Here is a 12,450-nt window from a genome sequence, read left to right as displayed (position 1 = left end):
GCAAGGCAAAAGAGCTTGCCAGAAGAAAGAGCACCCTTGAATCATCAGGACTTCCAGGAAAACTCGCCGACTGCTCAGAGCGCTCTGCAGAGAAGAGTGAGATATACATCGTGGAAGGAGACTCTGCAGGTGGCAGTGCCAAGCAGGGGCGGGACAGACGGTTCCAGGCGATTCTCCCCCTTCGTGGTAAGATCCTGAACGTCGAAAAGGCAACGGTCCATAAGATATTGAAAAATAATGAAATTCAGGCACTCATTTCAGCAATCGGGACAGGCGTTGGCGAGTCATTCGATATCGAGAAAGCCCGGTATCACCACATCATCATCATGACCGATGCGGATGTGGACGGTGCCCATATTAGCACTCTTCTCATGACATTCTTCTTCAGATATCTGCAGCCGCTCATTGAAGCAGGATATATCTACCTGGCCCAGCCTCCTCTCTACCGGATTGCGAAGGGCAAACAGGAGAAGTACGCCTACACCGAAGAGGAGATGAAAGAGATTTTACAGGAGATGGGTGAAAAAGGCGTGAACGTTCAGCGATACAAAGGTCTTGGAGAGATGAATGCATCCCAGCTCTGGGCAACAACCATGGACCCGGAGACAAGAGTGCTCAAACGGGTAGTCATCGAGGATGCAGCGTACGCAAATGAGATCTTTGAAAAGCTGATGGGTGATGATGTAACCGCCCGTCGTGACTTTATCAAGCGGCATGCAAAAGAGGTGACGAACCTTGACATCTGAAGAATCCCAGCAGCCCCTCTTCGTCCCGAAGGTCAATCCGGTCAACATCGAAGAGGAGATGAAATCCTCCTATATCGATTATGCAATGTCTGTCATCATCGGGCGTGCAATTCCTGATGTCAGGGACGGATTAAAACCGGTACACCGGCGGTCACTCTTTGCCATGTGGGAGATGGGAAACACCCATGACAAACCATATAAAAAATCCGCCCGTGTCGTCGGAGATGTCATGGGTAAGTATCACCCGCATGGTGATGCATCCATCTATGATACCATCGTCAAGATGGCCCAGCCCTTCTCGTACCGGATGATGCTGGTCGACGGTCAGGGGAACTTCGGTTCTGTTGACGGTGACGCCCCTGCGGCAATGCGTTATACTGAAGTCAGACTCAAACGCGAGGCAGAAGAACTACTCACCGATCTTGAAAAAGAGACCGTCGAGTTTGTCCCGAACTTTGATGAATCCCTGCAGGAACCATCTGTCCTTCCGGCAAAACTGCCCAACCTTCTCATTAACGGATCTGACGGTATTGCTGTTGGTATCGCAACCAAAATGCCACCCCACAACCTGGGAGAAGTCTGTGATGCCGTCTGTCACTACCTTGAACACCCGGATACGACGGTGTATGAACTCATGCAGAAAATGCCCGGTCCTGATTTCCCGACCGGGGGTATTATCATGGGGACAGACGGGATTCAGAATGCATACCTCTCCGGACAGGGGAAACTGACCGTCAGGGGTGTTGCAGAGATAGATGAATCCGGAAAACGTGACCAGATCATCATCACCGAGATCCCATACCAGGTAAATAAGGCCAAACTTATAGAGCATATCGCAGAACTTGTCAAAGAGAAGAGGATTGAAGGAATTTCAGACCTCAGGGATGAATCAGACAAAGACGGCATGAGGATTGTCATTGATCTCCGCAAAGATGCACGACCCCAGCTGATCCTGAACCACCTCTATAAGCATACCGCTCTTGAAAGCACCTTTGGAATCATCAATTACGCAATCGTTGATCGTCAGCCAAAGATCCTTGGACTTATCCCTCTGATTGAGCAGTTTGTCCGTCACCGAATAACGGTCATTACTAGAAGGAGCGAATTTGACAAGCGAAAAGCTGAAGAACGGGTCCATATCCTCCGTGGTCTGCTTCATGCAATCGACAATATCGATGCGGTCATTGCAACCATCAGGGCTGCCCAGACTGCAGATGAGGCAAAAGAAGCACTTATTGCCAAATTTTCCCTTGATGAAGCACAGGCCGGTGCAATCCTTCAGATGCAGCTTCGCCGGCTTGCAGCTCTTGAAAAGCAGAAACTTGTCGATGAACGGGAACAACTGGAAGCTGAAATCAGAAAGCTTGTAGAACTCCTCTCATCCGAAGATAATATCAGGGCCGAAATTTCCCGGGAACTGAGGGAACTGAGGGAAAAATACGCCGACAAGAGAAGAACGCAGATCACCGGTGATCTCCAGGAGATAGTCAGGGAAGATCTCATTCCCAACAAGCAGGTTCTGGTCTGTCTGACTCACCAGAATTATGTCAAGCACATGGATGTGGATGCCTACCGGGTTCAGGGCAGGGGAGGCAGAGGTGTTATGGGGATCTCCATTAAAGATGGGGATTATGTGGAACAGGTCTTTGTTGCAAATACCCATGACCATCTCCTCTGTTTCACCTCAACCGGACGGGCATACTGGCTCAGGGTCTTTGATATACCGGAAGGCTCAAGGCAGAGTAAAGGGAAGGCAATTGTAAATCTCCTTGATCTTCGGAGTGATGAACGGGTAACCGCAGTCATCCCGGTCCAGGAGTTCTCATCTGATCGGTTCTTCCTCTTCCTGACCGAACGGGGTATGATCATCAAGATCCCACAGGATGAGTTTTCACGCCCGAGGTCTACCGGAGTCAACGCAATTTCCCTGCGTGAGGGTGATAACCTGGTCCATGTCATGGTCAGTGACGGCAGCCAGGAGATCATCATCACGACAAAATATGGTCAGAGTCTTCGGTTCCATGAGGACCAGATACCTCTCCGACACCGCAATGCTCTTGGTGTAATCGGAATGCGGATGAAAGATGATGATATCGTCACCAGTATGACCGTCATTGAAGAAGGGAAGCATCTCCTCACCATCACCTCTTCAGGGTATGGAAAACGGACGAACTTTGATGAGTACCGTGGTCATGGCCGTGGAACAATGGGTGTCAGAAACATCAAGCTGAAACGCAATGATGGTATTGTCACGGCATTCTCCGCAGGGCCTGAAGAAGAGATCATCCTCATGAGTGCAGAAGGAATCGTTATCAGAACCAGCGTTGAAAAGATCACGATACAGGGTCGTTCAACCCAGGGTGTCAGGATAATGAGACTTGCAGCAGGTGACCGTGTTGTCGGTGTCACCTCACTCTCTCCGGAAGAGCAGAAGGATATCAGTGATGATATCCCCCAGGCAGAGATAATCGACGAGGAACCGGATGAAAACGGTTCTTCCGACGAATAAAAAAATTAATCCTTTTTCAAAATTTTCGCAGTCCAGGTCTGTCCTTCAGTATACCAGGATGCTGTTCCCTGAATTATTCCATCTGATGTCAGAGACCCGGTATAATACCCGTTATTTCCTTTTCTAAACAGTTGAACATAATTATCCATAACTGACTGAATTTCTATAATGTCAGTTATCCTTCCACCTGACCAGGAAGCGTCAATGGTTTTCCCATCTGCGCTGACTTTCCAAATACCATCATAGTTCCCCATTGGCCCGTATTCCTGAACTGACCATTCAGATAATGGCTTAAACAGTTCCTGCTCCTGGGCCGGACTTTCCGTATCAGACCAGAGGTAGTAATACTGGATAAAATACCATTCCTGGTACATTGTACAAACAATATTGATCGCAAAATCCCTGTCTTTTCCAGTAACATACTCAGTCGGTGCAGTGCTCGTCCAGAATGTATGTGTTTTTTTCTCCTTTGCCCCGCTTATACATCCAACAGTGAGTTGTGCTGCATTCATCCCTCTGCCCGTCATACCCTGATTTCCATACCCCATGGAAGTCGGGGTATTTGCCTGTGCTCCAAGAGTGGAATCTACTGCCAGACAATTCGAACATGAATTCTGGTCTAATGAAAAACTCATGTTAAAACTTGATTCAGGATATATAACAAGCGGTGGTGGAGTCCATGAAAAGGTTGAGGAAATTTTCTGTGTACAGTCCATGGTATCCCATTTCCAGCTGGTTTCACCTGACAACGAGGTATCAGACCCATCAATCCAGTTTGTCGATACATCGTCCCTGCCTCCGGAATCCCGGTATACCTGATCCAAAATCCAGTGACCCTCAGCGAAAACAGGTTGTATTCCTACCAAAGTAATCATGAGTAAAATCAAAAGAAGTGTGTTCCTAAAAATATCATGTGATTGCATGATGGTGAATTTAAAAATATAATATTTAAATCTATTTCTTCGAAAAATAATATATTAATATAGCGATACAAGTCATACTAACGATTTTTAAAATGTGAGTGAATAAAAAAAGAGATGAAATCCACTTCTCACGCCGTTCTTATTTTGAAGTATCGATAGAAGATTTTTCATTGAACTGAATTCGACACAATGAATGGGATTTATACTAGTAAACAATGCTTATATGATATAACGTGAGACATGAGAGATGTGTCACTTTCTGCCTACTCAGCCCAGGTTCTTTTAAATCATCCAATATATCCACGTTTTTATAGAGAATAGGACTTACGCAGATAGAGCAATTTGTTAATTTATCTAAATAGTTTTATAATATAGTTACTATAATCCCATTTCCTAAAATTTAAGTCAAGTTACTGGTTGCGTAAGTCCTACAAAAATAGTTTTCATGGAAGGGCAGATATTTATCAATTTATGGAAGAGGTGGAAGATTGTATAACAAAATTACACTAACCGGTAGAGGTTTCGTGGTATTGATATCTCAAACCTGACACCCTTTCCTTCTTTCCCGGTTTCAGTAATGGACAGGCCGGTAATTGAGAGGATCTCTCGGGACAGGAATAACCCAAAACCGGTATTCTTCCCAAACCCATGATGGAAGATCTTCTTTTTATCCTTTTCAGGAATCCCGACACCATTATCTTCATAGATTAAAAGAAGTGCAGAAGGAGTCTCCTCGGTAAAGAACCTGATCTGAGAGACTGTCTCTCCATGCATCAGGGAGTTTGAGATCAGGTTGGAGAAAACTTTCTCAAGAAGCGGATCGGCATATATCTCGATAGAGTTAAGATTATCATCCCAGCTCACAAACTCCACCCGTCCATACTCACGGGCATTGGCTATTGTGGATCCCAGATTCTGCCACTGAGGCTCTTTGACACCAACATCCTGGTACTCCTTGGTAAACACAATCTGACTTCGTATTGACTGGGTCGCCTCTACCTGTTTTGCGATAAATGGCTCAAGATCAGGATCCTTATTCTTCTTTTTCAAAAGATCCAGGTATGCCAGCAGAATAGTAATCTGATTCAGCACATCATGACGGGTAATAGATGAGAGCAGGTTGAGCTTTCGGTTACTCTGAACCAGGGCATCCTGAGCTATCTTCTGCTTGGTAATATCCATACACAGGAGCAGGATAGCCGGGTTATTCTGCCAGACAATCTCTGCCATACCAACTTCCAGCCACCGGAGCTCTCCGGTATTTGTGAAGGCACGAAGAGATACACCGGCATGAATCTGCTCTCCTTCACGGGCACGGCCCAGAAGAGTTGAGAATTCTTGCAGATCGTCAGGATGGATAATATCTGAAATAGCAGACTGGGTAAGGTTTTCCGAAGTATACCCAAATATTTCAGATGATTTTGGATTTGCAAAAATTATCCTGGTGTCACGAAGAACAAAAACACCTTCACCTGCATTGTTGACCAACAGCCTGTACTGCTCTTCACGCTGTTTTAATGCTTCTTCAGACGCTTTGCGGTCAGTGATGTCCCGTGCAATCGTCATCACCAGACTCTGAGTCCTTATCCGGATCGGATAGGTCATCACCTCAGCATAGAGGATCTTCCCGTCTTTCCTGCTGATATGAACCTCATCAGGACCTGTCGGCCGGCCCAGGGCATTTTTCGCGAAGAGGACAGCTGTCTTGGTGATATGCATCGACCCAATCAGGCCCATGGTAAAGATATTCCGTCCTTTCAGATCATCAGGGGTATAGCCGGTAAGTTCTGTCGCAGCCCTATTGGACTCGATAAATGTCCCTTTAATGTCAGTCAGGAGGTAGGCTTCCGGAGCATAATCAAAGAGGATCTTAAGCCTTTCCTCATTATTTTTCACCTCCTGTTCTGCAGCTTTCCAGTCAGATATATCAGTGAGGACTACGGTAACTGCCCTGATCTCATCAGATTCATCATCCTTTACCGGTGTAAACCGCCGGATATAATCCTTTGAAAGCCAGTGGAACTCATCCTGAATCTGACGCTTTGTCGAGATCACCCTTTGAAGGGCCTGGTCAAACCGCTGATCTTCACCTGGCGGAAGCATGACCCGCATCCGTTTTTCAAGATATTTATCGGCAATATCCCCGAGTTTGTTCCGGTGATATGAGTTCATAAAGAGGTAACAGCCCTCACGATCAACCATGAAGATGGAATCACCGGTTGACTCAACAACGCTCCGGTAATTTGCCTGTGTGACCTGGAGCGTGGTAAGCGTCTTTCTCTGCTCGGTCACATCCTTAAAGGTCCAGACCCGGCCGATGATGGTCCCGCCAATACGTTGTGGGAGTGTATTGCGTTCAAATACCCTTCCGTCACGAAACTCCAGGACATCAAATGCTTCCTTTTCCGGATGATTCCTGAGGTAATTGATCTTTTCAATAAAAGATTCCCGGTCCTCAAGCTGGTTTTCAAGATAAGCCAGCAAGACCTCTTCATCCCGTTCTTCTATAACCGACTCAGGAATAAACCACATATCCAGGAACTTCTGGTTATAATTGATGATCTTCCCGACCCGGTCAACCACAAAGATTCCATCAGACGTGGACTCAAATGTTGCCGTAACCAGTGATGCCCCTCTGGCCACTTCATCTTCAAGCCTGACACGGTCGGTGATGTCTATTGAGACAACCGTTACCGCAAGGGTCTGCTGCGACGTCTGGTACCGGACAGGGATAAACTTTCTATTATAATACCTGCCCTCTTTCTCATACTCTTCAGAAAAATAATTGTTATGCGTAATAACCTGGTTTAAAGAATGAACGAACCGTTGGGTCTCCTCTTCTGTATGGAGATCCTTATACATCTTCGATTCGTAATTTTCGCCATAAATGCCAAGTCGTTTCTGATGAGGACTGTTGATGAACAGATACCTGAAATGGCGATCCACCATGTAGATAGAATCATCGGTTGCTTCTACAATGATCCTGAAGTTGGTGTCTGCATAATGAAGCGCCTCTTCCCCTTGTTTCTGCCTGACGGTCTGTCTGATAAAGGTATTCAACCGGAGAGTTTCCAGTTCGGTCTCGTCATTCTGCAGAAAAAAATAATCAATTCCTGCTTTGACCGCTTCTTTTACCACTGCCGGCGCCTGGTTACCGGTGAAGATGGTAACCGGACTGTATTGAATTTGTTTTTTTACCTTCGCGATGAAATCCAGCCCATTTTCTTTTCCAAGATCAAAATCCCCAATGACGACATCATAATGAGCAGTCTGTAATTTATTGATGGTGTCCTTCACATCAGAGGCTGCGCTAATGGATATCTTCGCCCCGTTCTCTGAGAATAACCGGGTTATGAATGAAAACTGCTTCGGATCTCCAATAGTCAGGATTGTGATGACAGCCAGATCAAATCACCTGAAGGTACGATGGACAACATTAGATACTCTGCTAAATGATTAAAACCATCTGCTCAGTAAGGGATGTTCAGATACATGGAAGGTGAGATATTATCCGACCAAATTGATAATCCGTCCGAGGAGATCAAGCGCTTTCTCCTGGTTTTCCCTGACGGTTCTGATGATGGATTCATAGGTGATTTGAGCATCGCACACTCCATTGGCATAATTGTCAACAGTGCAAATGGCTGCAAAAGGAAGTCCCAGTTCTGCAGCAACGGTCAGTTCACTTCCGATGGTCATACCAACAATATCTGCGAACCTCTTCATCCATGAGATCTCAGCTTTACTCTCAAGCCTTGGCCCACGGGTCTGAATATAGGTCCCCTTCCGGAGTGCATCAGGAGAGAGTTCCATCAGAAGAGTCCGAAGATCTGCATCAAATTCAGGATTAACATGGTCGATTGAGTGATTCATTATGGTCGGAACCGGAGTCAGGCAGATGAAATCATCAGGAATAACCCGGGATCCCGGAGGGATATCTTCCCGTAATGAACCGGTTGATCCAAGCGCTATGATCCGATCTGCGCCGGCAAGTTTGAGCGCAGCGATATGGGAACGATATGGAATAATATGGGGAGCACACCGGTTCTGATGTCTGAGAAGAAGAAGAAAGCCATCACCTTTGAATAATTCACTAGTGCCATACGGAGTATATTGTTCAAATTTTGTAAATTCTAAGCCCTGATAGTCGAGTAATGAAGTTCCACCAATAATACCAAGCATATATGAGGTCAATGTATTGGTTGTCAGAAATCAAAACTCTTTCAGGAGAAGACCAGAAAGAAAGAGTAACAAAATGGACTTTCAAGAGAGATGGATGAATATATATGTGAGAAGTTGCAACCTAATAAGGCGGGCCGGTAGATCAGTGGGAGATCGCTACCTTGGCATGGTAGAGGCCGCGGGTTCAATTCCCGCTCGGTCCATCTGTTTTACGCTTTTTTTTCTGAAAAGATTATCTCCAAAGATTTGGAAGTTATTCAAAATAAAGGATAACAATACTGGGATCACTCATCCCAGGAGATCACACCTCATGTGATGATGCATACCTGCACAGGTCAGCCAGGTTACATACATCGCAGGCCGGATTTCGTGCAGTACAGACACGTCGTCCATGCAGGATGAAGAGACCATTAATCTCTGCCCAGAATTCCTTTGGAAAAAACCGTACCAGATCCATTTCTATCCGATCCGGGTCACGCTCCTCTGTAAGTCCAAGGCGCATGGACACCCTTTTTACATGAGTATCAACAGCGATTCCCACCGTTTTTGAAAATGCATGATCAAGAACGATATTTGCAGTCTTCCTCCCGACTCCAGGTAACCGGACCAGATCATCCATCTCATCAGGCACCCGGCCATTAAATTCTTTCATGACCATCTGCGATGCCGCAATGATATTTCTGGCCTTGGCATGAAAAAATCCGGTCGGGTGGATCAGCTTCTCCACATCCTGAACGGACGCCTCTGAAAGAGCAGCAATATCCGGATATTTCTTAAAAAGTTCCCTGGTGACCATGTTTACGCACCGATCGGTTGTCTGTGCGGAAAGAATGGTAGCAATCAGAGTTTCATACGGATTTGTGAAATGCAGAAATTCATCCCTGCTGATTGAGAGATCATATCGTGACCGCAGACGTGAAAGAATCGTATCAGGGTCTGAATCAGTCATAAAAGAAGATGGGGTAACGCAGATTTGAACTGCGGTCAAAGCGTCCCAAACGCTCTAGGATGGACCAGGCTACCCTATTACCCCGTGCGGGACATATGTTGAACCCGGTACCATTTATACCCTTCCTTTTTATTTTTTGAGTGGAAATGGATTTTTCCCACTCCCGGTAACGAGCGTTCCGACAAATCTACCCGTTTCAAGGGTTGATTCAAGAAGAGCCGGATCACGTCCGTCCATCACCAGGAGGGGGATACCGCACCGCTCAACCATCTTCACGGCCACAATATCCATGACCGTATTGACTCCTGCCACTGCCTGCTGGCCAATGACTACCCCGAGCAGTTCTGCCGGAGTCATCGTCTCAAATCGTTTTGCTGAAGGATCTTTGCGTGGATCGGCTGAATAAATCCCATCAACCGCAGTCAGATTGATGAAGAGATCTGCCCCGGTCCGTTCAGCGAGCACTGCAGCCACCGCATCTGTAGTCTGCCCTGGTGTGATACCACCCATCACGACAATCTTCCCGGTTTCAGCAGCGCAGAGTGCTTCGGTATGACTGGTAACGACACAGGGGTAGGCAGCCTTCCCGAGTGCGCCGACAAGCAAGGTCGCATTGAGCCTGGTAACCATGATTCCAAGTTCATCTGAAAACGCTTCATCAGCCTTAAAGGATCGTGCCAGAGTGATATACTGACGGGCAGTTCCACCCCCGCCAACAACAACAAAAAGACGATGGTTCGCAGAAATTCTGGTCAAAACAGAGATATAGGGTTTGATATTCGGACGATCAATATCTGGAAGCAGAATAGACCCGCCCAGTGAGAGCACGATAGTAGGCATTCAACCTCATACGTTACCTGATCGAAAGCATATAGGTTATTCAGCACAATTACTTCATTTATAAACCAGCCACCATCTTTCTCATACTTAACAGGGTAATCATGGAAGCGCGACACTATTCCCGTGATGATGCGGGTATCATGCATTGCAATCTGTGTAACCATCATTGCAGGATTGCTGATACAAAAACCGGAATATGCGGTGTCAGGAGATCCCTGCGTGGCCAGCTTATCGCAGAGACCTATGGCAGGGTTTCATCTGAAGCCGTTGATCCCATCGAGAAAAAACCACTGTACCATTTTCTCCCCGGGACACTCTCATATTCGCTGGGGGGAGTAGGATGCAACTTCTCCTGCAGTCATTGCCAGAACTGGCATATCTCCCACGCCAGTTTTGACAGCATCAGGCAAAAGACCCTCTCTCCTGAAGAGGGAGTAAAAAGGGCGATTGCGTCAGGATCATCATCAATATCATGGACATATAATGAGCCGACCATCTGGTTTGAGTATACTCAGGATATGGCCAGACTCGCCCACCAGCAGGGTCTGAAAACCGTATATGTGACGAATGGATACATGACCGAAGATGCCCTGACTGATCTCGCCCCTGACCTTGATGCCTGGCGTGTCGATATCAAGGCCTTTACTGAAGAGTTTTACCATAAAATCTGCCGGGCACGCCTCGAGCCGGTTCTGAATACTACTATCCGTGCCAAAGAACTGGGGCTTCACGTAGAGGTCGTCCATCTCATGATACCAGGTCTGAATGATTCACCTGAAGAGACCGGAAAACTCGTCTCATGGGTGATTGATAATCTCGGACCAGATACTCCGGTTCATTTCACCAGGTTTCATCCTGATTTTCAGATGCAGGAGATATCTGCAACCCCGGTCAGAACCCTTGAACGTGCCTTCCATCTTGCCAAAGAGAAAGGACTCCGGTATCCCTACCTTGGCAATGTCCCCGGTCATGAATATGAACAGACATGGTGCCCTCACTGTAATAACCTCCTTATCGGCCGGTCAGGATATTCAGTCGGTCCGATACACCTGCATCATGGCGCATGTGCCCATTGTGGAAAAGAGACCGGCATCATCACAAAAATATGACAGGCGATCAGGAACATACCTTTTTTTGTGACCGGATGGCAGGATCATTGTGTAAATACCTCCGTTTTATGGGATATGACTGCAGAAGCGCACACGAACTGCCACCAGGAAATCCCCGTGAAGATACAGATATCCTCAAGATAGCAGGGGAGGAGAAGAGGATTATTCTGACGCAGGATGCAGAACTTGCACGACGGGGAGAAGGAAATGCTATCAGGCTTGTTTCCTCAGATCTTGCTGCACAGATCAGACAACTTGTTCAGGCAGGCCTGATTCATCCGGAGATTAGACTGACCAGGTGTTCACGATGTAATGCGCTGTTACAGGAGGGAACGGCCCCTGAAAAAACCAATACACCAGTTCCAGAAGATATTCCCCTTGTGTATTGTCTGGTCTGTAACCGTCAGTACTGGGAAGGAACACATACAAAAAATATGAGAGACAACCTGCTTCAGATGATGAATAATAAATAAAAAAACGCAGAATTTATTTTTGAACCATAATTCCGGATTTCATTCTGATTACAAGCGACTTCTCTTCAGATTTCCCGCTCATTCCAATAATTCCGTCAATCTCATCTGCTACCGATTCCAGTTCATCAAATATCCGGTTTGCATCCCGGCGAATCTCCCGTATTGAATCACGAAGGCTCCTTCCCCGCAGATGAATCAGACGACGGTCCCGGTAGACCATCCCTGACCGTGACAGATTTCTTAAATGATGATTTACTCTGCCCTGCGATATCTCCAGCAGAGATCCGAGATCCTCTGAGGATATCCCGGCATTACCAGATGTATTCTCCAGTATTTTCAGAATAATCTGCGTTGACAGGTTGTCAATATCCCGACCTGATGACAGACCCAACGTGTCGCACAGCCAGTAGGTCTCCTCAATCAGGTCTCTTTTATGTGGACGGGGGAGGTTTTGGAGGATAAGCCGCTGATGCATGGATGAGATACAATCAGGTTATTGTTGATATCATATCAATATTATCGAAATGATCTTGAATGAATTAGAAAATTATATATAGAATTTTTAATCAACAATTATGTGCACATTGCATTTCAAAGGAGTTAGCGTATGGCAATTACACCAATCGGACCACGTGTCCTGATTAAACCATATAAGCAGGAAGAGAAGACCAAGGGAGGCATTTACATCCCTGACTCTGCCAAGGAAAAGAAGAAACAGG

10 protein-coding genes, 2 tRNA genes and 1 pseudogene are annotated in these 12,450 nt (G+C 46.4%); 6 read left to right on the top strand and 7 right to left on the bottom strand.

Annotated features, from left to right (window positions below; translation table 11 throughout):
• On the top strand, positions 1-746 hold a 746-nt coding region (locus tag LDL35_RS09980; protein WP_304022190.1), incomplete at its 5' end, for a toprim domain-containing protein.
• Positions 736-3,255 (top strand): DNA gyrase subunit A, encoded by a 2,520-nt coding sequence (gene gyrA / locus LDL35_RS09975; RefSeq protein ID WP_304022189.1) that lies wholly within the window; start codon positions 736-738, stop codon positions 3,253-3,255. The genes LDL35_RS09980 and gyrA, both read left to right, overlap by 11 nt.
• Before the next feature lie 5 nt (positions 3,256-3,260).
• Here gyrA and LDL35_RS09970 read toward each other — a convergent pair whose 3' ends face one another.
• The 3 genes from LDL35_RS09970 to LDL35_RS09960 form a co-directional block, all read right to left on the bottom strand.
• A complete protein-coding gene (locus LDL35_RS09970) occupies positions 3,261-4,079 on the bottom strand; it encodes a hypothetical protein (RefSeq protein ID WP_304022188.1) in 819 nt (272 codons plus the stop codon).
• A gap of 600 nt (positions 4,080-4,679) precedes the next feature.
• A complete protein-coding gene (locus tag LDL35_RS09965) occupies positions 4,680-7,559 on the bottom strand; it encodes a PAS domain S-box protein (protein WP_304022191.1) in 2,880 nt (959 codons plus the stop codon).
• 126 nt (positions 7,560-7,685) lie between these two features.
• Positions 7,686-8,360: an MTAP family purine nucleoside phosphorylase gene (locus LDL35_RS09960; RefSeq protein ID WP_304022187.1), complete on the bottom strand. Its 675-nt coding sequence runs from the start codon at positions 8,358-8,360 to the stop codon at positions 7,686-7,688.
• Positions 8,361-8,491: 131 nt separating this feature from the next.
• Here LDL35_RS09960 and LDL35_RS09955 point away from each other — a divergent pair.
• Positions 8,492-8,563: transfer RNA gene (locus LDL35_RS09955), tRNA-Ala, on the top strand.
• A 98-nt stretch (positions 8,564-8,661) separates the two neighbouring features.
• Here the strand turns inward: LDL35_RS09955 and nth are convergent.
• The 3 genes from nth to pyrH all read right to left on the bottom strand — a co-directional run bounded on the left by nth (position 8,662) and on the right by pyrH (position 10,149).
• Entirely contained in the window at positions 8,662-9,309 is a 648-nt protein-coding gene (gene nth / locus LDL35_RS09950) for an endonuclease III (protein WP_304022186.1), read from the bottom strand.
• A gap of 9 nt (positions 9,310-9,318) precedes the next feature.
• Positions 9,319-9,393: transfer RNA gene (locus LDL35_RS09945), tRNA-Pro, on the bottom strand.
• Between the two features lie 45 nt (positions 9,394-9,438).
• A complete protein-coding gene (pyrH, locus tag LDL35_RS09940; protein WP_304022185.1) occupies positions 9,439-10,149 on the bottom strand; it encodes a UMP kinase in 711 nt (236 codons plus the stop codon).
• 101 nt (positions 10,150-10,250) lie between these two features.
• Here pyrH and amrS point away from each other — a divergent pair, with 101 nt between their 5' ends.
• Together amrS and LDL35_RS09930 are read left to right on the top strand one after the other, a co-directional pair.
• Entirely contained in the window at positions 10,251-11,258 is a 1,008-nt protein-coding gene (gene amrS, locus LDL35_RS09935; protein ID WP_304022184.1) for an AmmeMemoRadiSam system radical SAM enzyme, read from the top strand.
• Positions 11,255-11,731 carry a Mut7-C RNAse domain-containing protein gene (locus LDL35_RS09930; protein WP_304022183.1) on the top strand — a complete coding sequence of 159 codons (477 nt, stop codon included), beginning with the start codon at positions 11,255-11,257 and terminating at the stop codon, positions 11,729-11,731. The genes amrS and LDL35_RS09930 overlap by 4 nt, the downstream gene beginning before the upstream one ends.
• A gap of 13 nt (positions 11,732-11,744) precedes the next feature.
• On the opposite strand, the gene LDL35_RS09925 is transcribed toward LDL35_RS09930, so the two are convergent.
• The gene (locus tag LDL35_RS09925; RefSeq protein ID WP_304022182.1) at positions 11,745-12,206 is read right to left on the bottom strand and encodes a winged helix-turn-helix transcriptional regulator; all 462 of its coding nucleotides are present in this window, start codon (positions 12,204-12,206) and stop codon (positions 11,745-11,747) included.
• Between the two features lie 132 nt (positions 12,207-12,338).
• Here LDL35_RS09925 and LDL35_RS09920 point away from each other — a divergent pair.
• Positions 12,339-12,450, top strand: a pseudogene (locus LDL35_RS09920) (co-chaperone GroES); the annotation flags it as partial.

The organism is Methanospirillum hungatei, assembly GCF_020216685.1.
GTDB classification, from domain to species: Archaea; Halobacteriota; Methanomicrobia; order Methanomicrobiales; family Methanospirillaceae; genus Methanospirillum; species Methanospirillum hungatei_B.
The sequence above is the reverse complement of the archived record's forward strand: the minus strand, read 5'-3'. Positions and strand labels throughout refer to the sequence as shown.

Bases quoted from the DNA above. Each gene is read 5' to 3' on its own strand.
- LDL35_RS09960 (WP_304022187.1), bottom strand. From the start codon at position 8,360: ATGCTTGGTATTATTGGTGGAACTTCATTACTCGACTATCAGGGCTTA.
- nth (WP_304022186.1), bottom strand. From the start codon at position 9,309: ATGACTGATTCAGACCCTGATACGATTCTTTCACGTCTGCGGTCACGA.
- pyrH (WP_304022185.1), bottom strand. From the start codon at position 10,149: ATGCCTACTATCGTGCTCTCACTGGGCGGGTCTATTCTGCTTCCAGAT.
- amrS (WP_304022184.1), top strand. From the start codon at position 10,251: ATGGAAGCGCGACACTATTCCCGTGATGATGCGGGTATCATGCATTGC.
- LDL35_RS09930 (WP_304022183.1), top strand. From the start codon at position 11,255: ATGACAGGCGATCAGGAACATACCTTTTTTTGTGACCGGATGGCAGGA.
- LDL35_RS09925 (WP_304022182.1), bottom strand. From the start codon at position 12,206: ATGCATCAGCGGCTTATCCTCCAAAACCTCCCCCGTCCACATAAAAGA.